The sequence below is a fragment of the Salinimicrobium sp. 3283s genome, assembly GCF_039602225.1.
Lineage (GTDB): Bacteria > Bacteroidota > Bacteroidia > Flavobacteriales > Flavobacteriaceae > Salinimicrobium > Salinimicrobium profundisediminis.
The window spans coordinates 2,339,563-2,365,348 of sequence record NZ_CP143631.1 but is presented as its reverse complement, the minus strand read 5'-3'; the positions used below and the strand labels follow the sequence as shown (position 1 = coordinate 2,365,348).

At 41.3% G+C, this 25,786-nt stretch carries 22 protein-coding genes and 2 tRNA genes; 13 read left to right on the top strand and 11 right to left on the bottom strand.

Features of this window, described 5'->3' with window-relative positions; all coding sequences use genetic code 11:
• The first annotated feature begins 6 nt into the window (after positions 1 to 6).
• Positions 7 to 780, top strand: a complete 774-nt coding sequence (gene cdaA / locus VS868_RS10520; RefSeq protein ID WP_266071059.1) for a diadenylate cyclase CdaA — start codon at positions 7 to 9, stop codon at positions 778 to 780.
• Here the strand turns inward: cdaA and VS868_RS10515 are convergent.
• Both VS868_RS10515 and truA read right to left on the bottom strand, forming a co-directional pair.
• Positions 777 to 2,549: an ABC transporter ATP-binding protein gene (locus VS868_RS10515; protein WP_266071060.1), complete on the bottom strand. Its 1,773-nt coding sequence runs from the start codon at positions 2,547 to 2,549 to the stop codon at positions 777 to 779. The two genes, cdaA and VS868_RS10515, sit on opposite strands and share 4 nt — an antisense overlap.
• Positions 2,549 to 3,289: a tRNA pseudouridine(38-40) synthase TruA gene (gene truA / locus VS868_RS10510; RefSeq protein WP_266071061.1), complete on the bottom strand. Its 741-nt coding sequence runs from the start codon at positions 3,287 to 3,289 to the stop codon at positions 2,549 to 2,551. Before truA ends, VS868_RS10515 begins: the two co-directional genes overlap by 1 nt.
• Before the next feature lie 105 nt (positions 3,290 to 3,394).
• Here truA and VS868_RS10505 point away from each other — a divergent pair, with 105 nt between their 5' ends.
• Positions 3,395 to 3,907 carry a metallophosphoesterase family protein gene (locus VS868_RS10505; RefSeq protein ID WP_266071062.1) on the top strand — a complete coding sequence of 171 codons (513 nt, stop codon included), beginning with the start codon at positions 3,395 to 3,397 and terminating at the stop codon, positions 3,905 to 3,907.
• Between the two features lie 176 nt (positions 3,908 to 4,083).
• Here the strand turns inward: VS868_RS10505 and VS868_RS10500 are convergent, their stop codons facing one another.
• Positions 4,084 to 4,494, bottom strand: coding sequence for a DUF4293 domain-containing protein (locus VS868_RS10500; protein ID WP_266071063.1), 411 nt, complete (start codon positions 4,492 to 4,494; stop codon positions 4,084 to 4,086).
• Between the two features lie 192 nt (positions 4,495 to 4,686).
• Here VS868_RS10500 and rho point away from each other — a divergent pair, with 192 nt between their 5' ends.
• The 3 genes from rho (at position 4,687) to VS868_RS10485 (ending at position 7,891) form a co-directional block, all read left to right on the top strand.
• Entirely contained in the window at positions 4,687 to 6,423 is a 1,737-nt protein-coding gene (gene rho / locus VS868_RS10495; protein ID WP_266071064.1) for a transcription termination factor Rho, read from the top strand.
• 138 nt (positions 6,424 to 6,561) lie between these two features.
• The gene (locus VS868_RS10490) at positions 6,562 to 6,918 is read left to right on the top strand and encodes a transposase (protein ID WP_266068495.1); all 357 of its coding nucleotides are present in this window, start codon (positions 6,562 to 6,564) and stop codon (positions 6,916 to 6,918) included.
• Between the two features lie 52 nt (positions 6,919 to 6,970).
• The gene (locus VS868_RS10485; RefSeq protein WP_345599806.1) at positions 6,971 to 7,891 is read left to right on the top strand and encodes a transposase; all 921 of its coding nucleotides are present in this window, start codon (positions 6,971 to 6,973) and stop codon (positions 7,889 to 7,891) included.
• Positions 7,892 to 8,270: 379 nt separating this feature from the next.
• Here the strand turns inward: VS868_RS10485 and rpsT are convergent, their stop codons facing one another.
• The 4 genes from rpsT to proS all read right to left on the bottom strand — a co-directional run bounded on the left by rpsT (position 8,271) and on the right by proS (position 10,293).
• Positions 8,271 to 8,519, bottom strand: coding sequence for a 30S ribosomal protein S20 (gene rpsT / locus VS868_RS10480; RefSeq protein WP_266071065.1), 249 nt, complete (start codon positions 8,517 to 8,519; stop codon positions 8,271 to 8,273).
• A gap of 30 nt (positions 8,520 to 8,549) precedes the next feature.
• Positions 8,550 to 8,621, bottom strand: a tRNA-Glu gene (locus VS868_RS10475).
• 44 nt (positions 8,622 to 8,665) lie between these two features.
• Positions 8,666 to 8,737 (bottom strand) — tRNA-Glu (locus VS868_RS10470).
• A 77-nt stretch (positions 8,738 to 8,814) separates the two neighbouring features.
• The gene (proS, locus tag VS868_RS10465) at positions 8,815 to 10,293 is read right to left on the bottom strand and encodes a proline--tRNA ligase (protein WP_345597305.1); all 1,479 of its coding nucleotides are present in this window, start codon (positions 10,291 to 10,293) and stop codon (positions 8,815 to 8,817) included.
• A 97-nt stretch (positions 10,294 to 10,390) separates the two neighbouring features.
• Here proS and VS868_RS10460 point away from each other — a divergent pair, with 97 nt between their 5' ends.
• The 7 genes from VS868_RS10460 (at position 10,391) to VS868_RS10430 (ending at position 16,970) form a co-directional block, all read left to right on the top strand.
• Positions 10,391 to 11,476, top strand: a complete 1,086-nt coding sequence (locus VS868_RS10460) for a hypothetical protein (RefSeq protein WP_345597302.1) — start codon at positions 10,391 to 10,393, stop codon at positions 11,474 to 11,476.
• Between the two features lie 21 nt (positions 11,477 to 11,497).
• Positions 11,498 to 13,009, top strand: a complete 1,512-nt coding sequence (locus VS868_RS10455; RefSeq protein ID WP_345597300.1) for a transporter — start codon at positions 11,498 to 11,500, stop codon at positions 13,007 to 13,009.
• Positions 13,010 to 13,170: 161 nt separating this feature from the next.
• A complete protein-coding gene (gene folE / locus VS868_RS10450; RefSeq protein WP_266071069.1) occupies positions 13,171 to 13,848 on the top strand; it encodes a GTP cyclohydrolase I FolE in 678 nt (225 codons plus the stop codon).
• 15 nt (positions 13,849 to 13,863) lie between these two features.
• Positions 13,864 to 15,351, top strand: coding sequence for a cysteine--tRNA ligase (gene cysS, locus VS868_RS10445; protein ID WP_266071070.1), 1,488 nt, complete (start codon positions 13,864 to 13,866; stop codon positions 15,349 to 15,351).
• A gap of 11 nt (positions 15,352 to 15,362) precedes the next feature.
• Complete coding sequence (yidD, locus tag VS868_RS10440; RefSeq protein WP_266071071.1) at positions 15,363 to 15,605, top strand: membrane protein insertion efficiency factor YidD; 243 nt, start codon at positions 15,363 to 15,365, stop codon at positions 15,603 to 15,605.
• 52 nt (positions 15,606 to 15,657) lie between these two features.
• The gene (gene lgt / locus VS868_RS10435; protein WP_266071072.1) at positions 15,658 to 16,482 is read left to right on the top strand and encodes a prolipoprotein diacylglyceryl transferase; all 825 of its coding nucleotides are present in this window, start codon (positions 15,658 to 15,660) and stop codon (positions 16,480 to 16,482) included.
• On the top strand, positions 16,479 to 16,970 hold the full coding sequence (locus tag VS868_RS10430; protein ID WP_345597296.1) for a DUF192 domain-containing protein: 492 nt from the start codon (positions 16,479 to 16,481) through the stop codon (positions 16,968 to 16,970). Before lgt ends, VS868_RS10430 begins: the two co-directional genes overlap by 4 nt.
• Before the next feature lie 529 nt (positions 16,971 to 17,499).
• On the opposite strand, the gene secDF is transcribed toward VS868_RS10430, so the two are convergent.
• The 4 genes from secDF to gyrB form a co-directional block, all read right to left on the bottom strand.
• Entirely contained in the window at positions 17,500 to 20,496 is a 2,997-nt protein-coding gene (gene secDF, locus VS868_RS10425; RefSeq protein ID WP_345597294.1) for a protein translocase subunit SecDF, read from the bottom strand.
• Between the two features lie 228 nt (positions 20,497 to 20,724).
• Positions 20,725 to 21,654: a malate dehydrogenase gene (gene mdh, locus VS868_RS10420; protein WP_266071076.1), complete on the bottom strand. Its 930-nt coding sequence runs from the start codon at positions 21,652 to 21,654 to the stop codon at positions 20,725 to 20,727.
• Between the two features lie 83 nt (positions 21,655 to 21,737).
• Complete coding sequence (locus tag VS868_RS10415) at positions 21,738 to 22,733, bottom strand: DUF6588 family protein (protein ID WP_266071077.1); 996 nt, start codon at positions 22,731 to 22,733, stop codon at positions 21,738 to 21,740.
• A 118-nt stretch (positions 22,734 to 22,851) separates the two neighbouring features.
• Positions 22,852 to 24,792, bottom strand: a complete 1,941-nt coding sequence (gene gyrB, locus VS868_RS10410; RefSeq protein WP_345597291.1) for a DNA topoisomerase (ATP-hydrolyzing) subunit B — start codon at positions 24,790 to 24,792, stop codon at positions 22,852 to 22,854.
• 407 nt (positions 24,793 to 25,199) lie between these two features.
• On the opposite strand from gyrB, the gene VS868_RS10405 reads away from it, so the two are divergent.
• Positions 25,200 to 25,775, top strand: a complete 576-nt coding sequence (locus tag VS868_RS10405) for a DUF2911 domain-containing protein (RefSeq protein ID WP_266071079.1) — start codon at positions 25,200 to 25,202, stop codon at positions 25,773 to 25,775.
• Positions 25,776 to 25,786: the final 11 nt, after the last annotated feature.

The window sequence follows — 25,786 nt, the reverse complement described above, 5'->3', positions numbered from 1 at the left end:
GCCCACTTGGACTTTCTCGATCTACGTATTCTCGATATTGTTGATATCATTTTTATTGCAGCCTTGCTGTACTACATCTACAAGTTGGTTAAGGGCACGGTAGCCGTCAATATTTTTATTGGAATTGTGATCATTTACTTTGTTGGCAAACTCACCCAATTGCTGCGCATGGAAATGCTTAGCAGTGTATTGGGGGAATTTATCGGCGTGGGAATGTTTGCCCTTATCGTGGTTTTTCAGCAGGAGATCAGGAAATTCCTGCTCATGATTGGCTCTACAAACTTTGCCAGAAGAAGGCGCTTTTTACAAACTTTAAAGCTGATCAAGGACGACCTCGAAACGCCCAATGATGTTGAGGCAATTGTAAAAGCCTGTGAAAACATGGGAAAAACAAACACCGGGGCTCTAATTGTGATACAGAGAAATACCAGCCTGGACTTTATAAAACAAAGCGGGGACCCCATGAAGATCCTGGTCAACCAGCCCATAATTGAATCTATTTTTTACAAGAATAGTATTCTACATGACGGGGCTTTGGTCATTGAAGACAATTACATTACCGCTACAAGGGTGATTCTACCCGTTTCAAATGACCGCACCATACCACTACGATTCGGATTAAGACACCGAGCAGCTGTTGGTATTACTGAAAAAACAGATGCCCTGGCCCTGGTAGTAAGTGAAGAAACAGGACAGATCTCTTATATCAAGGATGGTGAGTTTGTGATGTACGAAGATCGCGAAGACCTCATCCAGAAATTAAAGGCAGACCTTGTTTAAAGGCTTTGTTCTTCCTGCATAAATTGCACCTCATACAGGTTCTTGTAGTATCCATTTTCTTTCTTTAACAGTTGAGCATGAGTGCCCATCTCCACTATTTTCCCGGCATCCATTACCAGGATCTTATCGGCTTTTTTCACTGTAGCCAGCCTGTGGGCAATCACGATGGAAGTACGGCCCTGGGTGATCTTTAACGTAGCATCCTGTATGAGTTGTTCGCTATAAGAATCGACTGAAGAAGTAGCCTCATCCAGCACCAGAATACTCGGGTTGCTCACGTAGGCTCTCAAAAATGCGATTAATTGACGTTGACCTGAAGAGAGCATTACCCCGCGCTCCTTCACATTATAATCATACCCCCCCGGAAGACTGGCAATAAAATTGTCGACACCAATATCTTTGGCTGCCTGTATTACCGTTTCCTTTGTAATATTGGGATCGTTTAGGGTGATATTGTTAAGGATGGTATCAGCAAAAAGAAAAACATCCTGCAGTACAATCGCGATTTCCCCTCTAAGGGATTTCAGGGTCATATCCTTAACATCTATACCATCGATAAGAATGTGCCCGCTGGAAATTTCGTAGGAACGATTCAGCAGGTTAATTATAGTAGATTTTCCAGCCCCTGTAGCTCCTACAATTGCAACTGTTTCACCGGTTTCTGCCTTAAAAGAGACTCCTTTTAGCACCTCTTCATCACCCACGTAGCTAAATCTAACATCTTTAAATTCAATTTCTCCTTTTAAATGATTTACAGCAATTTTACCGTTATCGGGAATAGAAGATTGAGTATCGAGCACGCCAAAAACCCTGTTTGCGGCTACCATTCCCATTTGAAGGGTATTGAACTTATCGGCAATTTGTCTCAAAGGTCTAAAAAGCATTTGGCTTAACTCAACGAAGGCCACTATTACCCCCAGGGTAATAGCTTCACTGCCTTCAACAACTCTTAGCCCTCCATACCACACAATTAAACCTATGGTGATAGAAGTGGCCATTTCGGCAATGGGAAAGAATATGGAGTTATACCACACAGTTTTAACCCAGCCTTTACGGTGTTTATCGTTGATCTCTTTAAAATTCTCGTATTCTTTTTCCTCCCGGGTAAAGAGCTGCACGATCTTCATTCCTGTAATTCGCTCCTGCACAAAAGTGTTAAGGTTTGCTACCTGCGTACGCACTTCTTCAAAAGCCAGCTTCATCTTCTTTTGAAAAACCCTTGTCGCATAGAGGATAAATGGCAGTACCACAAGTACCAAAAGTGTGAGCCTCCAGCTTTGATAGAACATAAAAGCCAGGATAACTGTCATTTTTAAGAGGTCACTAATAATCATGAACAGCCCTTCACTAAAGATGCTCGCGATAGTCTCGATATCGCTCACCGCCCTGGTTACAAGACGCCCCACAGCAGAGTTGTCAAAATACTTCATCTTAAACTGAAGCATGTGCTTAAAGAGGTTCACCCTTAGATCGCGAATTACCTCCTGCCCCAGCCAGTTGGCGAAATAAATAAAACAAAACTGGAAAAGTACCTCGAGCACCAGCACTCCCAGCATGAGACTTATATAAAAGAAAAGCTGATCATTATCTTGTGGCACTATAGAATTATCTATAGTAAGCTGCAATAAATAAGGCCGCATCACCCCCAGGAAGGAGAGCAAAATAGCGGCTATAGCTACAAAATAGAAGGCGCCTTTGTAGGCGAAGGCATAATTAAGCAATCGCTTAAATAATCTAAAATCGAAAGCATTTCCTGTTGTTGCTGCCATTAAATCAAAATACTTTCAGGATACACGATCCTGGTTAAATATAATCCGTGCGCAGGCACCGAAGCTCCGGCCTTGCTTCTGTTTTCACTTTTAATTACCTGATGCATATCTTCTATTTCGCGTTTGGCCAATCCTATCTCTACCAGAGTACCTACAATAGCCCTCACCATATTCCGAAGAAAACGATCTGCAGTAATATGAAATATCAACAGGTTATCCCGTTGTTCCCACTCTGCTCTTGTTATCGTGCAGTTGTAGGTAAAAACATCGGTCCTGGACCTGGAAAAACACTTAAAATTTGTGTACTCCAATAATATCTGCGCAGCTGCATTCATATCTTCCACATTAAGTTCTTTCTGTAAAAAATACGCTGTCTCTCTTTCAAACACATTCTTTTTGGTGGTAACATGATATTCATAAGAACGGGCTACAGCATCAAAGCGCGCATGAGCATCGGGGCGTACAGCAACGAGATCTCTAACCGCAATATCGTTTGGCAACAGCGAATTAATCCTGAAGATGAATTCCTGCCCCAGGATAGCTTCGGTATCAAAATGTGCAAAGATTTGCTTTGCATGCACTCCCGCATCTGTTCTTCCGGCACCCAGCACTTCAATTTTTTCCTGAAGCAGGGTGCTTAAGGAATTTTCTATTACCTCCTGCACGGTTATCGCCGTAGGCTGTCGTTGCCAGCCGTGGTAGGCTTTTCCGAAGAATTCCAGCTCCAAAAAATATCTCAACCTAAATTTTTACTTTTGCAAATTAAAGAAACAAAGATAAGCCATTAAAGGCAACTGCTCATTCTTCCCGGCGGTAGATTATTAATCTTGTTATAATTATTCCCTATGAAAAAGATCTTACTACTAAGTGACACCCATGGTTATCTTGATGACCGCATCCTGAAATATGCTGCTGAAGCTGATGAGTTGTGGCATGCAGGAGATATTGGCACACTGCAGGTAAGCGATTCTCTAAAAAAAGTAAAACCACTAAAAGCCGTATACGGGAATATAGATGGCGGGGGCATAAGAAAGGAATTCCCCCTAAACAACCGGTTTATATGTGAAGAAGTAGATGTGTGGATTACGCATATTGGGGGCTACCCCGGCCGTTACTCCCCTGCAGTTAAAGAAGAGATCAAAGCCAACCCACCCCGGATCTTTATCAGCGGGCATTCCCATATTTTAAAAGTGATGAACGACAAGAAGCTCGGTTTACTTCACATGAACCCCGGCGCAGCAGGAAAACAGGGTTTTCACCAGGTAAGAACAATGCTAAGATTCAAGATTGACGGGAAGGATATCAAAGATCTTGAGGTGATTGAACTGGGGAAAAAAGTAGTGAGCAGTGATCGGTGATCAGTAGCTAATAGTTATTGATTAGTAGTTGATAGATCTGTTAATTGAGAATACTGCTTCAGGAATACCTGCCAAAAATGCCATTTTTGGAATCTTATATTCTTTAAGCCTGAAACCAAAAAACCCGGAGCTTTCACTCCGGGTTTTTACGCACTAATACTACTAAGATGAAAGGTTTATCGCAGTCGGTCTACAGATTTTACAAGATCTTCATCCTTTTTTATAGCCTTATTGGCCAGCACTAAAAAAACGATAGAAAATACAGGAGTCAGCATCCCAATACCTTTCTCTGAAACCGAAGTTTCTCCAGATACAGTTAGAGACCAATAGACAAATAATCCTAGTAAAATTAAGTTTAATAAGATATTGACACGCCCCAGCACAAACTGAAGCTTTCTATTTTTAAACAAAAAGATCGTAATTATTGAAAGTAAAGCCGAAAAGAGTGTTAACCCTAAAGCCGAATAAACATCCTCGATGTATACCGGATTTCCAGCCAAATCATTCCACAGTTCAAATATAAAAATAAAACCTGCATTGAAAAGGGCGGCAATTAATAAATAAACTGTCTGAATTCTTTGTAACATTTATCTTCAATAGAGGCACAAAAATAAAAGATTCTTTTTAGAAACCATATTTATAATCTGAAAATAATATCGTATAATTGCAGTATCAATTCGTAACCAATTCAATAAAGGTTACTTAGACTCCAAAAATTTTTTCGATTCTTCCTCGAGAAGGTTAATTAAACCAAAGACCAATTTTATTTAAGAACATTCATGTTTGAAATTTCAGAATTAAAGGCTAAGAAGCTGCCTGAACTTCAGGAAATAGCCAAAACGCTACAGGTACCAAAATACCGTACGCAGAAAAAGCTTGACCTGGTATACAAAATCCTTGATTATCAGGCGGCCAATCCGCAAAAAGTTCAGGAGGTACTGACAGATGAAGAGGGAAAACCTCAATCCCAGGAAGACCAAAATACTGCCAGGAAACAGCGAAAAACCCGCCCCAGAAAAGAAAAATCCAGTACTGCAAAAAATCCAGCAGACCAACGACCGGTCTCTGAGAAAAAAGCAGATCACAAAGGAGAACAAAAAGAAAAGTCACAGGAAGCAAAACCTTCATCTGACAACAGGAATGAGCAGAAAGGAAAGAAAGAAGATTCTTCCCGCCAGCAAACTTCTAAAGATTCTTCTTCGCGAAATCAACAAAAAGACCGCAAAGATACCAGGCAGAAAGATGCACGGGATAACCGCAACCAAAATCGTGACAATACCCGCGACAATAGCAACCGCGACAACAACGGGAACAGAGACAACTCAGGCAACCGCGACAGCGGGAACAGAGATACAGGAAACCGCGATAACAGAAATCGTTATAAAGAACCCGATTACGAGTTTGATGCAATTATAGAAAGTGAAGGAGTACTTGATATCATGCAGGACGGATATGGCTTCCTTAGGTCATCAGACTACATGTACCTCTCTTCTCCAGATGATATTTATGTTTCTCAATCCCAGATAAGATTGTTTGGACTTAAGACCGGTGATACCGTTCTTGGCCAGGTAAGACCTCCAAAAGAGGGAGAGAAATATTTTCCGCTTATCAAGATTAGCAAGATCAATGGTCTTGATCCACAAGTAGTGAGAGACCGGGTTTCTTTTGAACACCTTACTCCACTTTTCCCTCAGGAAAAATTCAACATTGCCGAAAGACAAAGCACAGTTTCTACCAGGGTTATTGACATGTTCTCTCCTATAGGAAAAGGACAAAGAGGAATGATCGTTTCCCAGCCAAAAACAGGTAAAACCATGCTCCTAAAGGATATTGCAAATGCAATTGCTGCAAATCATCCTGAAGTATATCAAATTATCCTGCTTATTGATGAACGTCCTGAAGAGGTAACCGATATGCAGCGTAATGTAAAAGGAGAAGTAATAGCTTCAACTTTTGACAAGGAAGCTCACGAACACGTACGTGTTGCAAACATTGTGCTTGAAAAAGCCAAGAGAATGGTAGAATGTGGTCATGATGTAGTGATCCTTCTGGATTCCATCACCCGTTTAGCCAGAGCATATAATACAGTACAACCTGCCAGCGGAAAAGTACTTTCTGGAGGTGTTGATGCAAATGCGCTTCACAAGCCTAAAAGATTCTTTGGTGCAGCACGAAATATTGAAGGAGGCGGATCTCTTTCAATAATCGCCACAGCACTTACCGAAACAGGCTCTAAAATGGACGAGGTGATCTTTGAAGAATTCAAAGGTACCGGTAACATGGAACTTCAATTAGACAGGAAAATTGCCAATAGAAGAATTTTCCCAGCCATTGACCTTACCTCTTCCAGTACAAGAAGAGATGATATCCTGCTTGACGAGAACACACTTCAAAGAATGTGGGTAATGCGCAAGTATCTGGCCGACATGAACCCTGTGGAAGCCATGGAATTTATCAATGGCCGTATTACACAAACAAAGAACAACGAGGAGTTTTTAATCTCCATGAACGGTTAAGGATCATACCTTCCTAAAATGACAAAATCCGGACATCTTTTGATGCACCGGATTTTTTTATGGGCTTTGATAGGATCATTCCTAAATGTTGTGGAGGAATTGGAGTAAATCTCGATCTTTGCAGAAAAATTACTGTAGGTGGATAATAATTACCTGGACCTGATTAAGCTTGTACTTCCACAATTCTTGGTGGAGAATTTTGACTTAGAAAAGAGTAGAAAAGAAAAAGAAGTACTTCATCTTTATTTTGAAGAACGCAATATCCCTCCTGACGAACATTCTTCAAAGATTTTAGTATCTAAAGGTTTCCACAAAGAAATTACTATTCAAGACTTTCCGCTCCGGGGAAACACCGTTTATCTTCATGTGAAACGCCGTCGATGGTTGGATAAAGATACCGGACAGGTAGTGCAAAGAGACTGGAACTTAGTAGCACAGGGAACACGTATGACCAACGAGTTCGCTGCTTTTTTAAAAGAAATTAGTCGATACTAAGGCTTCTGACTGCCATACTATTGGAAGTTTCTACAGTGTCAATGGAAAGAAACTGCAGCGCCAGTACAAAGACTTTCTGAGTGATTTTAAGCAGTGGAAAGAAAAGAAGCACGCCAGAAAGTGGCTTATCTTTCCAGAGAATATGGGACCTTACCTCTCCATTGATGAGACTGCTCTATCCAAAGGAGAGCTCTACACGATCATCACCAATAAGAAGGCTAAAGGTAAAAAAGGAGCACTTGTAGCTATTATTGCCGGTACTAAAGCTGAAGCTATCATTGAGCAATTACTAAAGATCCCTTCTTATCAACGCAATAAAGTGAAGGAGATAAGCTTAGATATGGCTCATTCCATGAAGCTTATCGTGCAGAAATGTTTTCCAAAAGCAATAAAAGTCACAGATCGATTCCACGTCCAGAAGCTGGCTATTGAAGCCCTTCAGAACCTCCGGATCAAGCATCGATGGGAAGCAATTGATTATGAAAACGAGCAGATACAGAAGAGAAAATTAAAAGGCCAAAGTTATACTCCAGAGACCTTTACCAATGGAGATACCAGGAAACAGTTATTGGCCAGGAGTAGATATCTGCTATACAAAGCTCCATCGAAATGGACAGAAAGTCAATCTAAAAGAGCTAAAATCTTGTTCCATGAATATACAGACATTGATAAAGCCTATGCACTTGTCAATAGCCTTAGAAATGTATTTAACCAGACAAAATCTATTGAAGCAGGATATACAAGATTAGCCCATTGGTATAAAGAAGTAGAAGAATCCGGATTTAAATCATTTAACACCGTTGCCACAACAATAAGTCTCAACTACAGATCGATCTTAAACTACTTTAGAAATAGAAGCACAAATGCTTCAGCAGAATCATTCAATGCAAAAATTAAAGCTTTTAGAAGTCAATTTAGAGGGGTGAAAAATGTAGAATTTTTCCTGTACAGATTAACTACATTATTTAGCTAGTCCACAACTTTTGTTCTTGATCCCTTTGATACCTTGTTGCTACAACTCCTTAGAAAAAAACATTCCTCCCGCTTATAGACACTCCTCCTTACGCAGGAAGAAAATAATATGTCCATGCACTACCATCCTTAAACTATCTTAGAACAGGAGTATAAATGTTTCAGTAGTATCCTTTAATTGAATACCATAAGCTTTTAGAAGCCAGTTTAGAGGAGTAAAAAATATCGAATTCTTCCTGTTCAGATTAACCACAATTTTTGCCTAATCCCCCAGTTTTGATCATGATTCATGGTCTGTTTTTATCATCTGATTTTAAAAAATAAAAAATGCCTTTCGTCAAGACGAAAGGCATTCCTATATAAATTGAACACTATCTTAATTAAAGCGCAGCTACGTGCTTAGCTAATCTTGATTTAAGATTAGAGGCTTTATTATCATGAATAATGTTTTTCTTCGCTAATTTGTCAATCATAGAAGCTACAGTAGGGTACAAAGTCTCTGCCTCCTCTTTTCCTGCCTCACGTAACTTTTTGATGGCATTCCTGGTAGTTTTATGCTGGTAGCGATTTCTAAGACGTTTTGTCTCGTTGCTACGGATCCTCTTTAACGATGACTTATGATTTGCCATTATACTCTTATTAAATTAATTCTTTTTCTGTAGTCCGTAGGGGAATCGAACCCCTGTTACCAGGATGAAAACCTGGCGTCCTAACCCCTAGACGAACGGACCAATTTACTATTTCAAAGATGGTTTACACGACTTGTAAACCTTTGTAGTCCGTAGGGGAATCGAACCCCTGTTACCAGGATGAAAACCTGGCGTCCTAACCCCTAGACGAACGGACCATTTATTTTCAAATGCGGATGCAAAAATACAACTATTTTTGAATGCCGCAAATGTTGAGGAATTTTTTTTAAAAAAATTAATAAGCCTTTGCAAATAGCACCCTCCCCACCGATGGTTTCCCGGTGAAAACACAAACGCCTTCCTCTTTTTCATTATCAAAAGGGATTAAACGGATGGTAGCCTTTGTAAGTTCTTTGATCCTATTTTCTGTCTCTGCAGTGCCATCCCAATGCGCTGAAATAAACCCTCCCTTTTCCTTAAGCACTTTCTTGAACTCTTCAAAATCGTTAACCACTGTAATATGTTCGTTACGAAAGGCCTTTGCTTTATTGTGAAGATTCTCCTGAATCTCGGTCATAAGCCCTTTTACCCGCTCTACTACCTCGTTTTGCTGAACAAACTCTTTACTCAGCGTATCTCTTCTTGCTAACTCCACAGAACCCTTTTCAAGATCTTTAGGGCCAATAGCTATTCTTACAGGAACCCCCTGCAGTTCATACTGTGCAAATTTCCAACCTGGCTTTTGAGTATCGCGATCATCGTATTTTACCGAAATTCCCTGGGCCCTAAGATCGGCAGTAAGCTTATTGGCAACTTCCGAAATTTGATCTAATTGCTCCTGCCCTTTGTAAATTGGCACAATTACAACCTGTATTGGCGCCAGGTTTGGAGGCAGCACTAACCCATTATCATCACTATGCGTCATAATCAACGCTCCCATCAATCTTGTAGACACTCCCCATGAAGTAGCCCAAACATGCTCCAGCCCCCCTTCTTTTGTAGCAAATTTCACATCAAATGCCTTAGCGAAGTTCTGCCCCAAGAAGTGAGAAGTCCCGGCTTGTAAGGCTTTTCCATCCTGCATCATTGCTTCTATACAGTAAGTTTCTACAGCCCCTGCAAAACGCTCACTCTCTGTTTTTCTACCCTTTATCACAGGCATTGCCATGAAATTTTCGGCAAATTCTGCATAGATATTATTCATTTGTTCTGTCTCGGCCAATGCCTCAGCCTTAGTGGCGTGTGCGGTGTGACCTTCCTGCCATAAAAATTCGGCTGTACGCAGAAAAAGCCTGGTACGCATCTCCCAGCGCACTACATTGGCCCATTGGTTTACCAGGATGGGCAAATCGCGGTACGACTGTATCCAGCCTTTATAAGTATTCCAGATAATAGCTTCAGATGTTGGCCTTACTACCAGCTCTTCTTCCAGCTTTGCATCAGGATCTACTATTAATTTTCCGGCATTATCGGGATCGTTCTTTAATCGATAATGAGTAACTATAGCACATTCTTTAGCAAAACCTTCAGCATTCTTTTCTTCAGCTTCAAACAGGCTTTTAGGAACAAAGAGCGGGAAATAAGCATTTTGATGTCCTGTTTCCTTAAACATTTTATCAAGTTGTGCCTGCATTTTTTCCCAAATTGCATAACCGTAAGGTTTAATAACCATACAGCCTCTCACGGCAGAATTTTCTGCCAGGTCGGCCTTCACAACCAGTTCGTTATACCATTTTGAGTAATCTTCTTTTCGGGTAGTTAGGTTCTTTGCCATCTCCAGTCTTTTGGCACAAATGTTGTACCTTGTTAGTGAAATAAAGTTAGCGCAAAACTAACTATTTTTATCTTTGTTCAATAAATTATTCAACGTCATGAAACGATACTACAAGCTTTTAAACGTGAGAAGCCTTTTTACAGCACTAGGCGCTCTGTTTTTTTTAGCTTCCTGTAGTTCTTATCAGTATGCCGGCTATGACAACGACGGCATTTACAACTCCTCAGATAATGAAGAGGCGTATACTGCTAATGATTACGAGGAATCTTACGAAGACGCCCTTTATTATAAAAACCTCTTTGGAGAAAAAGCCGCACAGTTTGAAGCTGTTCCTGAAAATGGAGCAATTTTTACTGATGTAGAAACATATTCATCGGGTCAATATGATGAAAATATGTTTGGAGCCGAAGGTTTGGAATATGAACCCGGACGTGCCGCATGGGGAACTGACCCCGATGAGATCGCAGTAAACATTTACAACAACTATCCGTTTTACAGCCCATACCACTATGGTTACGGATTTGGTTATCCGCATTATGCCGGATTATATGATCCATTCTTGGGACCCCGTTACTATTGCTACGGCTTTTATGATCCATTTTACTTCGGACATTCTTACGCCTACCCCTCATGGAGATGGAACATTGGCTGGGGTTACGGCTGGGGTGGATATTATGGTTACGGCCACAGATACTCCCCATACTATCCTTACGGCGGATATTATAACCACTACCGTTCTTATAACACACGTGAAGTGGCTTATAATGCAGGGCGCAGAGACAGCTATTCTAATCGCTACCGGAATACCGAAGCCTCAGAAAGCCGTGTTTCCAGAATTCAGGGATATTCCAACACCCGTAACGTGAGAGCTGCCGCAACGAGATCTAATAATGACAGAACTTATCAAACCCGTTCTACCAGAACAAGATCTACAGTAAGTCGTAGCAGCGATTCATCTGAAAGAAGCTATAGAAGTGCAACCCAACGCAGGTCTACACCTGCTGTAAGAAGTAACACTTCATCAGATTCAAGACCTGCAGTGAGAACAAGTCGTTCTTCAAGAAGCAACAACAGTTCTTACCGGTCTTCTACGCCATCAGTAAGATCTTCTTCAACAGTAAGATCCTCTTCGGCACCTCGAGCCAGTTCATCATCAAGCAGGTCACGTGGCGGCGGTAGATAATTCCCCTAAAACACTTCATAAATGAAAAGATTAATTTTTGCCTTCACAGCCATGATTTCCATGACTGTGGAGGCTCAAAATATAACAGATGCTGTAAGATATTCTACAACAGATCTTAACGGAACAGCACGATATCGGGCCATGAGTGGTGCTTTTGGCGCCCTGGGAGGCGATCTCTCCTCTCTTAATGTGAATCCTGCCGGTTCAGCAGTATTCCTCTCAAGTTTCGCCTCGATTAGTCTCAACGTAGAGAACAGCAACAGTGACGTAAGCTTTATGAACGGCTATAATTCCAGTTCCGATTCTAATGTTGATCTTGGGCAGGCCGGAGCCGTTTTTATCTTTAACAATAGAAATGAGAACGCAAACTGGAAAAAGTTTTCCCTCGGTTTTAATTTCAATAAATCTTCAAGTTTCAATAACACCTATTCGGCCAGGGGAAATAACCCCCATTCAATAGACCAGTACTTTCTGGCTTATGCCAATGGCACTCCCGTTGAATACCTTATCCCTTACAGAAATGAATCTGACGGCGAGGCATATGCCAGGCTGGGAGAGACTTTAGGGTTTGGAGCTCAACAGGCCTATTTAGGCCTTTGGGGCGGAGTGATTGGCGTAGATAACCCAAACAACCTTCCAGAATCAGATCCTGCTTTTCTGGAACTCGACTCTTACAGCAGTATCTTATCTCCGGGAACATACGATCAAATTTACAACTATACCGCAACGGGACTAAATGGGAAACTGAGCTTCAATTTCGCTTCTCAATACCAGGATTTTCTGTACCTGGGAATTAACCTGAACTCCCACTTCATCAACTATGAAAGAATGACTTCTATTGATGAAGAAAATCTACAGGCACCCGATGAGTATGTATATTTCGAAGATCAATTAAATACATTAGGATCTGGCTTTAGCCTGCAATTAGGGGCTCTCGCCAAGATAGGAAACAATGTAAGGGCCGGATTAGCCTATGAATCTCCTACCTGGTACACAATTTCTGAAGAAACAAGCCAGTATATCGAGACCGACATTGATTATGTAGAACCTAATATCGTCAACATTTACCCCGATTATAAGTTGCAAACTCCTGCCAGCTACACGGGAAGTTTGGCTTATCTTTTTGGTGCATCGGCACTTATTAGTTTTGATTACACCTATAAGGACTACTCTACCACAAAATTCAAACCTACAGATGACCCTGCTTTTATGGAACAAAACAATATCATCTCCAATGAATTGGGAGGGGCTTCAAAATTTAGACTTGGAGGTGAGTACAGAATTCAGAATTGGAGCCTTAGAGGCGGATACAGGTTTGAAGAAACTCCTTATGCAAATGAACTACCCATGGGAGACCTTGAAGGTTATTCGGCCGGGATTGGATACAGCTTTGGAAGTATCAAAATTGACTTCGCTTACGATCATTCTTCACGCAAAACAAACCCAAAATTATATCAGGCAGGATTAACAGACAGAATGGGAATTTCAAGAGACAATTCAAATTATGTGCTCACCATAGGTTTTGGCTTGTAGCACATAGGTTTTTAATATAGAAAACAGCCTTCGGGCTGTTTTTATTTTTTATACTATTTCAGCCATTGAACTTGCTGCAACAGACTTCCAAAAAAGGGTTTAAATATGTATCTTTGCAAGCTTACTTACCAAGTGTTTTAGACGCTACTTTATATAGAATTATGAAAAAAGACAATATAGACGAGGCTATTGATGAAATGGGAGATGCTTTTGTAAGCCCCAATACAGACACTCCTATGCGTAAAGATGCCTTTGAAATAAGTGATGAGGAAAAGATTGAACGCATCCAAAAAGACGTACAGAGCATCCTGGACACCCTGGGCCTTGATCTTACCGATGATAGCCTTAAAGGAACTCCAAAAAGGGTAGCCAAGATGTTTGTTAAAGAAGTATTTGGCGGGTTGCACCCTCAATTGAAACCAAAGGCTTCAACCTTTCAAAACAAGTATAAATACGGGGAGATGTTGGTAGAAAAGAACATCACCCTCTACTCTACCTGTGAGCACCACCTGCTGCCAATAGTAGGACGAGCACACGTAGGATATATTTCCAACGGTACCGTTGTAGGGCTTTCAAAAATGAACCGCATTGTAGATTATTACGCCAAGCGCCCACAGGTACAGGAGAGATTGACCATGCAAATTGTAAAGGAGCTCCAGGAAGTATTGGGCACCGAAGATGTTGCCTGCGTGATTGATGCCAAGCACCTTTGTGTAAACAGCCGCGGAATCAGGGATATCGAAAGCAGTACCGTTACCAGCGAATACGGCGGAAGATTCAAAGATCCCGAAGCAAGACGCGACTTTTTAGACTACATCAATCTGGAAACCGAATTCTAAATCTGTACATTTTTTATGGCACTTTACCAGCAGCAGGAATTAAAGATCTACAACTCAATATCGGGAGAAAAAGAAGTTTTTAAACCTATCAATGAAGGTACCGTGGGCATGTATGTTTGCGGCCCTACGGTTTACAGCAATGTGCATCTTGGCAATTGCCGCACATTTATCTCCTTTGATCTTGTTTTTAGATACCTAAAACACCTGGGCTACAAAGTGCGGTATGTACGAAATATTACCGATGCCGGGCATTTAGAAAATGACGCCGACTCAGGGGAAGACAGGATCGCTAAAAAAGCACGCCTTGAGCAAATTGAGCCTATGGAAGTTGTGCAGCGATACACTGTAGATTTTCACAATATTCTGCAGAAGTTCAACAACCTCCCACCAAGCATTGAGCCTACCGCAACCGGCCATATTGTTGAGCAGATAGAGATTATCAAGGAGATCCTTGAAAAAGGCTATGCATACGAAGCTAACGGTTCTGTTTACTTTGATGTCATCAAATTCAACGAATCTCATGACTATGGCAAATTAAGCGGAAGAAAGCTGGAAGACATGATCCCCAATACCCGGGAGCTGGCTGCACAAAGCGATAAAAGGAATCCGCAGGATTTTGCGCTCTGGAAAAAAGCCGAACCTCAACACATCATGCGCTGGCCTTCGCCATGGAGCGATGGTTTCCCAGGCTGGCACCTGGAATGTACCGTGATGAGCTCAAAATATCTGGGAGAGGAGTTTGACATTCACGGCGGCGGAATGGATCTGAAATTTCCGCATCATGAATGTGAGATTGCACAGGGAGAAGCCGCTACAGGAAAGACCCCGGTAAATTACTGGATGCATGCCAATATGCTTACCCTTAACGGGAAGAAAATGGCTAAAAGCACAGGTAATAACATCCTTCCCAATGAGATCTTTACAGGAGACAATCCCAATCTCGAAAAAGGATTTGCACCTACAGTAGCACGGTTCTTTATGTTGCAGGCAAACTACCGCAGCATACTCGATTTCTCAAACGAAGCTCTTGTGGCCAGTGAAAAAGGTTTTCAGCGATTGATGGATGCCTATCATGCACTTGATCATCTGGAAACCGCAGCAACTTCCGACTTTGATGTAGCTGAATGGAGACAGAAGTGTTATGATGCTATGAATGACGATTTTAATAGTCCCATTCTCATTGCGCAACTTTTTGAAGCTGTAAAGCAGATCAACATCATTAAAGACGGAAAAGCTAAGATTACAGCTGAAGACCTCGAGGTGCTAAAAAAGACAATATCCGACTTCATTTTTGACGTTCTCGGACTTGTAGATACTGCTGAAGCTGCCGATAATGACTTCGGAAATAAACTTTCAGGCACAGTAGAACTGCTCATTAAATTAAGAGCAGAGGCCAGAGCTAACAAAGATTTTGCTACCAGCGATAAGATAAGGGATGAACTCCTGGAGATTGGGATTCAGCTGAAGGATGGCAAAGACGGCACCAGCTTTACCATAGAATAACAAAAATTCTTGTGAGAAAGTGGCTTACATATCCGCTTATAGGTTTGGTGAGGACCTACCAAAGATTCATCTCGCCACTCACGCCTGCAAGCTGTCGCTACACGCCTACCTGTTCCCAGTATACTGTTGAAGCCCTGCAACAGCACGGTGCTCTAAAAGGAAGCTGGCTCTCCATAAAACGAATTGCCAGTTGCAATCCGTGGGGAGGACAGGGATATGATCCTGTTCCAAAGAAACTTCAGGAGGAAAAATAATCAGGAAAGGCGCCAAATATGTATCTTTACCTTCCAACAATAAAACAATTTCATGCTTTTCAATAAAATCTACTGGAATCCTTCCGAAGGAATTGATCTGGGATTTTTCGTCATTCACTACTACAGTTTAATGTTCGTTGTTGCCTTCACCATAGGCTGGTACCTTATGAAGAGCATTTACGAAAGAGAGGGAATTGCTATTGAAAAACTGGATTCACTTTTTATTTACACCGTACTTGCCACTCTTATTGGCGCCAGGCTGGGACATGTTATTTTCTATGACTGGGACTATTTTCAAAACCACCTTCTTGAAATATTTCTACCCGTAAGATTTGAACCTGAGTTTGAATTCACCGGTTTTAGAGGGCTTGCAAGTCACGGGGCGGCAATAGGTATCATCACCGCCATGTACCTGTACTGCCGCAATATATTGCATAAGCCGGTTCTTTGGATCCTTGACAGGATTGTTATTCCTGTAGCTTGTGGAGGTATTTTTGTACGGATTGGTAACTTCATGAATTCTGAAATTATAGGAAAACCTACAAACAGCGATTTTGGAGTGGTTTTCACAAAACTGGGTGAGGATTTTGCAAGGCATCCAGCCCAGCTTTACGAAGCAGCCTGCTACCTTGTGGTGTTTCTCATACTTTGGTTCACTTACTGGAAAACCCTTAAAAGGGAAAAACTGGGTTATATTTTTGGACTTTTCTTAGTACTGCTATGGTCTGTCCGATTCTTTGTAGAATTCGTGAAAGAACCGCAAGTAGGCGAAAGGGTGAACTGGGTATTGAATACAGGTCAATGGCTGAGCGTTCCGTTTATCATTGCCGGTTTCTACTTCATGTACAGACCCTCGACTAAAAGTCGCGTAAAATGATAAGGAAAAGCACTTTTTTCAGCATTTTTCTTGCTACAAGCGTGTTGCTGAGCTGCAAGGACAACAAAGAACCCGTACAGCAGGATATCGCCGAACCTATTACTTTTACGAAAGAGGCTGAAGCTTACCTCACAAAAGAAACAGGTGACACCATCCAGCACTTGCAATTGGAAATCGCCGATGACGATTACCAGCGGGAAACCGGTCTCATGTACCGTACTTCTATGGAAGACGACCAGGGAATGATCTTTATCTTTGAAGATGAAGCCCCACGTGGATTTTACATGAAAAACACGAATATTCCGCTTGATCTCATCTTTCTCGATGCAAATAATAAAGTGGTAAGCATTAAGAAGAACGCCCCACCAAAAAGCCTGGAGACAATCCCTTCAGAAAAGCCGGCTCAATATGTCCTGGAGGTCAATGCAGGACTCTCAGACCAATGGAACCTGGCTGTGGGCGACAGTCTTATCTTAAACAGAGATTAACTTCAAAAATACTCTTCAAAAATGGTATTTTTGAAGAGTATTTTCTTTTACCCTGTCCAATCCCCGGCTCAATTAATTTTCCTCCTTTTTATCCCCGACTCACCCCAGAGCAGAAAAGAGGACGGAAATCATCTTTATTCCCTGATTTTACCGGTAGTCAAAAATGACATTTTTGGGTAGTCCATAGACAAGAAATTCATCCCTGCTTCACTTCACCTTCAGCAACAGAATTAATGCTTTACTCTCACCTTCAGCAACAGAATTATGGCTTTAGGAGCGCCTTTTCAGCATAAAATAATATCGGTAACACCCTTTAGCTTTTACTTCAGCAGGAGTATTTAATTTATCTGAGAGAAAAAGGCTTTTCAGTGACATCAGCGAAAGCGTGTAACTTCTTTGAACCTTCAGAAGAAAAGATATTTTAAAAAGCATGAGAAAAACCTGAACAACTATACCCACCCTCTCAAAAATGGCAAAAAAAAGAGCCTTTCCGAAGAAAGGCTCTTTTTATATAATATGCTTGTGGCTCTTACTCCACCGTTTCTTTTTGTTTAAGCTTTCTTTTCTTAGTCTCCTTATTAAAGGTATCGTAAGTAATAGGAGTTGCAATAAAGATAGAAGAGTATGTACCCACTATCACACCTACAATAAGAGCAAACATGAATCCTCTAATGCTTTCCCCTCCAAAGATGAAGATCGCAAGAAGTACTACAAGTGTAGTTAAAGAGGTGTTTATTGTACGACTAACCGTACTGTTGATCGCTGCATTGATTGCATCTTTCTTGGTCCAGGAAGGATGTTCATTGAAGAACTCCCTGATCCTGTCAAAGATTACCACGGTATCGTTAAGCGAGTAACCTACCACCGTAAGGATCGCAGCAATAAACGCCTGGTCGATCTCCATGTTGAAAGGCATGAACTTATAAGTAAGGGAGAATACCCCCAATACTATAAGGACATCGTGAATAACTGCAACCACAGCCCCCAAAGAGAACTGATATTTTCTAAACCTCAAGAGGATGTACAGGAAGATCACTAAAAGAGATCCTAGTACCGCCCAAATAGAGGCCTGCTTAATATCATCTGCTATAGAAGGACCTACTTTAATAGACTGCATGATACCAATCTCTCTTTCCCCTTCACCTCCAACGGTAAAGTCTTCGTAAGTTGTTCCTTCAGGAAGGTAAGACTGCACAGCAGCAAAAAGCTTTTGAGTAATTTCTTCATCTACCTCACTGCCTTCTTCTTCTACCTTATATTTTGTTGTGATCTTGATCTGGTTTGCTGCTCCAAAGGTCTTGGCGCTGGCACTTCCAAATTCGGTCACAAGCTCATCCTCAAGTTCGGTTGGATTTACAGCCTTATCAAATCTTACTGTATAACTTCTTCCTCCAACAAAATCAACACCCTGGTTCAATCCCTGAGTGAAAAGAGAACCTAAACTCACAAGAAGGAATATTCCTGAAACCACATAGAAGGTTTTTCTCTTTTGCAGGAACTTAATGCTCAAGCCAGAGAAAAGGTTTTTAGTAACCCCTGTAGAGAATTCAAGACTCTTATTTGGATTCTTGGCATAGTTGTCAATGAACAATCTTGTAATAAAGATCGCTGTGAAAAGTGAAGTTGCAATACCTATTAATAAAGTTGTGGCGAAACCTTTGATAGGTCCTGTTCCAAGAACCAAGAGGATCAATGCCGTAAGACCGGTTGTAATGTTTGCATCAAGAATTGAAGAAAGTGCATTGCTAAAACCATCTCTAATGGCATCTTTTTGAACCTTCCCTTTCGCATATTCTTCCCGAATACGTTCAAAGATAAGCACATTCGCATCTACCGACATACCAATGGTAAGCACGATACCGGCAATACCAGGTAATGTAAGTACCGCTCCAAGGCCTGCAAGTACACCAAAAATGAACAGGATGTTTACTACAAGAGCGATATCGGCGAAGATACCGGCTTTTCCGTAGTAGAAGATCATCCATAACAATACAAGAATTAAAGCAATAGCGAATGACATGATACCGCTATCAATAGCTTCCTGCCCAAGTGACGGACCTACGATTTCGCTCTGTACAATATCTGCAGAAGCAGGCAGTTTACCCGCACGCAATACGTTTGCTAAATCCTGCCCTTCGGTAATAGAAAAATCTCCTGTGATCTCACTTCTACCACCTGAAATTGGGCCGGTAGAAACTCCCGGAGCCGAATACACTACGTTATCAAGAACGATAGCTATTTGACTTTGGTTCTCAAAAGCGTAACCTGTCATTTCTTCCCAGGTCTTGGCTCCTTTTCCGTTCATTTGCATAGTTACTGCAACTCTACCTACCTGATCGTAAGCCTGGGTAGCATCGGTAATCACACTTCCCGAAAGTGGCGGCTCATTTTGCCTGTTTCCTTTCAAGGCATAAAGAGCGGCAACTGCATCATCCTCATCGGTGATTCCCCATACAAACTTTGTGTACCGCTGCTCGCCTTCAAGAAGGTTGCGCACCTGCGGCATATTAAGATACTGTCTTACTTTTGCAGTATCTGCGATATTAAATGTAGCCAGTACCGGCCCCCCTTGGAAACCAGGAGAAGCCATTAAGTCAAATAAAGGATTGTTTTGTTCAGCTACCTGTGCAGTATCACTAGCCGATTCTAAAAGAGCATCGATCTCATCCTGCCCGGCCTGTGCAGTATCTACATCGGCTTCTGCAGTCTCTGCAGTTTCCTCAACTTCGATTTGCTTAAGCAGGTTATTTGCCTGCACAAAGAAGTTTTGGAATTCATTGCTCTTATAAACATGCCAGAACTCTAACTGAGCTGTACTCTGTAAAAGGTCCTGTACACGTTGAATTTCTTTAGCTCCCGGTAATTCAACAAGAATTCTTCCTGAAGATCCAAGACGCTGAATATTGGGTTGAGTAACCCCGAATTTATCGATACGTTTTCTAAGCACTTCAAACGCCGAAACAATAGACTCATCAATTTTTCTTCTAATTATAGGCTTTACTTCCTCATTAGTCATTTCAAAATTGATCTCATCGCTAAGATTTCTATTTGCAAAAATATCGGGAGAAGCAAGGCGTGCATCCGGAATCTCTTCAAAAGCTTCAAAGAAAAGGTCAAGATAGTTCTCCTGACTTGTTTTTTGAGCTTCGTCTGCTCTTAACAGCGCCTGGTTAAAAGCAGGATCTTTACTGTTATTGGCTAATTCCCGAAGGATATCTTTAACCGAAATTTGGAGAATTACGTTAATACCTCCTTTTAAGTCAAGCCCTTTGTTAAGCTCTTTTTCCTTAGCCGAATTGTAGGTGATTCCAAGAAAAACCTCTTCATTCCCAATGGAATCAAGATACCTTTGTTCTGCTCTTTCCCGCGCTGTAATGTAACCATCTACACTCTCGGGGACTTCCTGCTGTGCAAATTCTTCGGCATCTCCCTCAATGTTGCCAGCAATAAAGGTGAAAGACAACTGGTAGATACATACCAGGGCAAACAAAATTGCAAATACCTTGATTATTCCCTTGTTCTGCATTATTCTTTAATTTATGTTCATTTTTTAAAAACGGACAAATATAGGTTTTCAAGATAGAAATCCCAATTATATTTTTTGAAAAAATTAACTTTTAAAACCAAAAAAAGAAGCTTTCCAAGAGCACCTTACAATGGGAGGTTTCATCACGCCAATTCACTGTTGCGATGAAAGTTCCCCTCAAAAATGGCACTTTTGAGAAGCTTCTTTAAAAAATTTATTTGATCCTGATTATTTCACCTCAAGAAGATCGTTGGTTTTTGAAACCCCTGAAGCACTTTCTTTAAGTTTAGCTTTTTCTGCCTCGTCAAGTTCTACTTCAACAATTTTCTCGATCCCATCTTTACCAAGAATCACAGGTACTCCAATACAAAGATCGTTAAGCCCATATTCCCCTTCTAAAAGGGCAGAACAAGGGAACATTTTCTTCTGGTCACAGGCAATTGCCTGTACAAGTGAAGAAACAGCAGCTCCTGGTGCATACCAGGCACTGGTGCCAAGCATTTTAGTAAGAGTTGCTCCTCCTACCTTAGTATCTTCAGAAATCTGGTTGATGCGATCTTCAGAAAGGAATTCTGACACAGGTACAGAGTTACGGGTGGCAAGTCTTGTTAAAGGCACCATTCCAGTATCACTGTGACCTCCAATTACCATCCCGTCAACATCTGACGAAGGGCAGTCAAGAGCTTCACTAATTCTGTATTTGAAACGGGCGCTATCTAAAGCTCCACCCATTCCTATAATTTTGTTCTTCGGAAGTTTAGTGGTTTTGTGCACCAGGTAAGTCATGGTATCCATAGGATTACTCACCACGATCAAAGTCACATTAGGAGAATGCTCTAAAAGGCTTTCAGATACCGATTTTACGATATCGGCATTGATCCCAATCAATTCTTCGCGGGTCATCCCAGGTTTACGTGGCACTCCACTGGTAATTACAGCAATGTCTGAATTTGCTGTTTTAGAATAGTCATTTGTACTTCCGGTAATTTTAGTATCGAATCCAAGAAGGGAAGCAGTTTGCATGAGATCCATGGCCTTACCTTCGGCATAATCTTCTTTAATATCAATTAGAACTACTTCGGAAGCAAAATTTTTAATGGCGATATATTCCGCGCAGCTGGCTCCAACAGCTCCGGCACCTACTATAGTAACTTTCATTGTGAGTTAGTTTGATTAATAGTCCTGCTAAAGTACGAATTTCACAGGATTTTTCCCTCAAAAAAAGCCGTAAAAAGCTGTGATTATATACCTACCGAAAGACCTAAATTAGCATTGAAAAATTCTCCTGCCGTCATCATTGCACTCAGTCTAAACCGGCTAAAATAAAGATTCAAACCAAGATCACCTTTAAACTGGGTTTGCCCTCCTTCTATCCCTCCAAGTTCCTGGTTTACACGAGGCAACGCAATGCCGTCTCCTCCCATTTCATAATCAAAATTGGAATTCATCACTCCTGCTGCAGCAAAAACTTCTAAATTATTCCATCTTTTGGAACCTATAACTTCAGCCAAAAAAAGATTAGCATCTACAACAATATGGTTCATCGTTAAGAAATTCTGAACCGAAATGGGATCAAATTCATAATCTACATTTAACTTGCTGTAAGAAGCCCCTACAGCTAGCTGAAAACCTTCGGCATATGTATTTCTGAAATACTGACTAAGACTATGTTTTGCACCTATACCGTAAGTACTGGCAGAAACACCATCAATGGTAACTTCAGGCATTGCACGTACGGTAATTTCTGTACCTGCAGACACTCCTACAGATGCCTGTAAAAAAGCATGAGGCACATAATCTCTGTTGATCCCATCAATTCCTTTGAACCGAACCGCTTCAGTAAGCACTCCACCTGTAAGCGGGTTTTCAAAAGTGACATCTCCAACAAAATATTCTGATGTACTACCTCCAAAAGCTGTAGGAAAAGTAGCTGAAGTGATTCCTTCCATTTCAAGCAATTCAAGATCGCTATTACTAAGGTTGAACGATTTTTTATCATTGGGCACAAAAAGGGCATTTCCATGCACCGACACTCTAAAATCCCATTTTTCAAGGGCGGCAGCCGAACTAAACCACCCGGCCCCGGCCTGGTAGGAAGCTCCATCGGCAGCAGGTTGTGCAAAATTTTGGGCCAGCACAAGCATATCGTTAATAAACAGCTGAGAATTATCTTCAGTTTGAGCAACTAAGGCAGATGGCAGAAGAAAAAGGAGAAAGAGATAGGAAAGTTTTTTCACAATATTGGATTTTGTAATCAGGTAAAAATAGCAAAAAAAGTATAGCTTGTTCAGCAGATTGCACCAAACAAAAAACCCTGCTAAAAAGCAGGGTTTTTTAAAATTATTTAAAGCTTGTTTAAGCATCGATATTTGCATAAACAGCATTCTTCTCAATAAATTCTCTACGAGGTGGCACTTCATCTCCCATCAACATAGAGAAGATCCTGTCGGCTTCCCCAGTGTTGTCAATGGTCACCTGGCGAAGAGTTCTAAATTCAGGATTCATGGTAGTATCCCACAATTGCTCTGCATTCATCTCCCCCAAACCTTTGTAACGCTGAACGCTCACACCTCCACTAAAGGAATTGGCAATCTCATCACGCTCCTTATTATTCCATGCGTAACGCTTTTTACTTCCTTTCTTAATAAGGTAAAGTGGCGGCGTAGCAATGTAAACGTGGCCTGCTTCAATTAATTCTTTCATATACCTAAAGAAGAAGGTAAGAATCAATGTAGCAATGTGACTACCATCAACATCGGCATCACACATGATCACGATCTTGTGGTACCTCAGCTTTGTAAGATTCAGTGCCTTACTGTCTTCTTCTGTACCAATAGTAACTCCCAGAGCTGTATAGATGTTCTTGATCTCTTCGTTTTCAAAAACCTTGTGGCTCATTGCTTTTTCAACGTTAAGGATCTTACCCCTTAGCGGCAAAATAGCCTGGAAATGACGGTCACGACCTTGCTTGGCCGTTCCTCCCGCCGAGTCTCCCTCTACGAGGAACACCTCACTCTCATGCGGATCTTGCGAAGCACAATCTGAAAGTTTACCGGGTAATCCACCCCCGCTCATCACGGTTTTACGCTGCACCATTTCACGGGCCTTCTTAGCCGCATGACGTGCCTGCGCTGCAAGGATCACCTTTTGAACAATGGTTTTTGCATCATTCGGGTTTTCTTCAAGGTAATTTTCGAGCATTTCAGAAACTGCCTGAGAAACCGCAGCAGTCACTTCCCTGTTCCCAAGTTTGGTCTTGGTTTGACCCTCAAACTGAGGCTCTGAAACTTTTACTGAAACAATTGCCGTCAATCCTTCCCGGAAGTCATCTCCCGAAATCTCAAACTTCAGCTTATCGAGTAGTCCCGAAGCATCTGCGTATTTTTTTAATGTAGTAGTAAGCCCTCTTCTGAAACCGGCAAGGTGAGTTCCTCCTTCGTGGGTATTGATGTTGTTAACGTATGAGTGAAGATTTTCGTTGAAGGAAGTGTTGTAAACCATCGCAACCTCAACCGGAATATCATTCTTCTCTCCTTCAATAGCAATTACTTCGCTAATAATAGGCTCCCGTGTGCCATCAAGGAATTTTATAAATTCCTTTAGACCTTCTTCGGAATGAAAAACTTCAGAAATAAACTCTCCCTTGTCATCTTTTTCCCTACGGTCTGTAAGCGTAATTGTGATCCCTTTGTTGAGGAAGGCAAGTTCACGCATCCTGCTGGCAAGGGTATCATAGCTGTACTCTGTAGTTTGCTGAAATATGGTAGCATCGGGCTTAAAGGTTACGATAGTACCATTAAGATCGGTAGTTCCTACCGATCTTACCGGGTAAACAGGCTTACCTTTTTCATATTCCTGCTCCCAGATAGTTCCATCACGGTAAACAGTGGCTTTAAGTTGGTCTGAAAGTGCGTTCACACAACTTACCCCTACCCCGTGAAGTCCACCGGATACTTTATAGGAATCTTTATCAAATTTCCCACCTGCCCCAATCTTGGTCATAACAACCTCAAGTGCAGATACACCTTCTTTCTTATGTAAATCTACAGGAATACCACGACCGTTATCCTCTGTAGTAATAGAATTGTCTTCGTTTATGGTTACTCTAATGGTATCACAGTGACCGGCAAGCGCTTCATCAATAGAGTTATCCACCACCTCATACACCAGGTGATGCAAGCCTCTTACCCCAGTATCACCAATGTACATGGAGGGACGCATGCGCACATGCTCCATCCCCTCCAGCGCCTGGATACTGTCAGCCGAATAACTGCTTCTTTTAACCTCTTCGCTCATATTTAAATTCGTTAAAATTTTATCAATTTCTATAACGAACAAATATACCAAAATCGTGCCTGTTAAACCACTACCCTCATTGTTAAAGCCTTGAAGTTATCAACAATTTATGTGGAAAAATCCTCTCTTGTAGCGGTTTGGAGAAGAGGGACCTCAAACACTTCCCTCCCTTATTTTTACATTCAAAATTCTGGATAAAAGTGTTTTCCGGTAATTTACCCCTGAACCAAATTTTACAGATTTATTCACAATTGTAGCACACCCTTATACACGACAAAATTACGAAGCCTAAAAAGCCAGAAATGAGAATTTTAATTTCTCATCTTTTTAACCCGATTTAAAGAAAACCTTAACTAATTATTATTCAGCATGGTTTATATTTAACCCATAATTCAAAAACACAGGAAATGAAGAAATATTTTATAATGTTCGCAGTTATGGCGGGGTCACTCACCACACAATTATATGCTCAGGACACTACGGAAACTTTAAAAGATAATGACGGGCCCAACTTTTCAAAACTTGATGTGAGCCCTATGGATGTCGCTTTATTTAGAGGAGAAAACAACGAACCTATGGCCAGAGTTCTTTACAGCCGGCCTCAAACCCGTGATCGTGAAGTCTTCGGAAAATTGGTTCCTTTTGGCGAAGTTTGGAGAACAGGTGCCAATGAAGCCACCGAAATCACGCTTTACCAGGACCTCATGGTAGCTAACAAAACCATCAAAAAAGGAACTTACACGCTTTTTACCATTCCAAAAGAAAACGAATGGACAATCATTCTTAATAACAGCACAAATATTTGGGGAGCATACGACTATCATGTAGAAAAAGATGTTGCCCGTATCACTGTACCTGTAAGAAAATCACCTGTGCCCATTGAAGCACTGTCAATGAGCTTTGCAGAATCCAACGATGGCGCAAACTTGTTTATTGGCTGGGATGACCGCTATGTACAAATTCCCTTCAAGCAACCAAAGTAAGAAGCAACAAT

Excerpts from the sequence above, each read along its gene's own strand:
- VS868_RS10515 (WP_266071060.1), bottom strand. The coding sequence starts at position 2,549 with ATGGCAGCAACAACAGGAAATGCTTTCGATTTTAGATTATTTAAGCGA.
- VS868_RS10505 (WP_266071062.1), top strand. The coding sequence starts at position 3,395 with ATGAAAAAGATCTTACTACTAAGTGACACCCATGGTTATCTTGATGAC.
- VS868_RS10500 (WP_266071063.1), bottom strand. The coding sequence starts at position 4,494 with ATGTTACAAAGAATTCAGACAGTTTATTTATTAATTGCCGCCCTTTTC.
- rho (WP_266071064.1), top strand. The coding sequence starts at position 4,687 with ATGTTTGAAATTTCAGAATTAAAGGCTAAGAAGCTGCCTGAACTTCAG.
- rpsT (WP_266071065.1), bottom strand. The coding sequence starts at position 8,519 with ATGGCAAATCATAAGTCATCGTTAAAGAGGATCCGTAGCAACGAGACA.
- proS (WP_345597305.1), bottom strand. The coding sequence starts at position 10,293 with ATGGCAAAGAACCTAACTACCCGAAAAGAAGATTACTCAAAATGGTAT.
- VS868_RS10460 (WP_345597302.1), top strand. The coding sequence starts at position 10,391 with ATGAAACGATACTACAAGCTTTTAAACGTGAGAAGCCTTTTTACAGCA.
- VS868_RS10455 (WP_345597300.1), top strand. The coding sequence starts at position 11,498 with ATGAAAAGATTAATTTTTGCCTTCACAGCCATGATTTCCATGACTGTG.
- folE (WP_266071069.1), top strand. The coding sequence starts at position 13,171 with ATGAAAAAAGACAATATAGACGAGGCTATTGATGAAATGGGAGATGCT.
- cysS (WP_266071070.1), top strand. The coding sequence starts at position 13,864 with ATGGCACTTTACCAGCAGCAGGAATTAAAGATCTACAACTCAATATCG.
- lgt (WP_266071072.1), top strand. The coding sequence starts at position 15,658 with ATGCTTTTCAATAAAATCTACTGGAATCCTTCCGAAGGAATTGATCTG.
- VS868_RS10430 (WP_345597296.1), top strand. The coding sequence starts at position 16,479 with ATGATAAGGAAAAGCACTTTTTTCAGCATTTTTCTTGCTACAAGCGTG.
- secDF (WP_345597294.1), bottom strand. The coding sequence starts at position 20,496 with ATGCAGAACAAGGGAATAATCAAGGTATTTGCAATTTTGTTTGCCCTG.
- mdh (WP_266071076.1), bottom strand. The coding sequence starts at position 21,654 with ATGAAAGTTACTATAGTAGGTGCCGGAGCTGTTGGAGCCAGCTGCGCG.
- gyrB (WP_345597291.1), bottom strand. The coding sequence starts at position 24,792 with ATGAGCGAAGAGGTTAAAAGAAGCAGTTATTCGGCTGACAGTATCCAG.
- VS868_RS10405 (WP_266071079.1), top strand. The coding sequence starts at position 25,200 with ATGAAGAAATATTTTATAATGTTCGCAGTTATGGCGGGGTCACTCACC.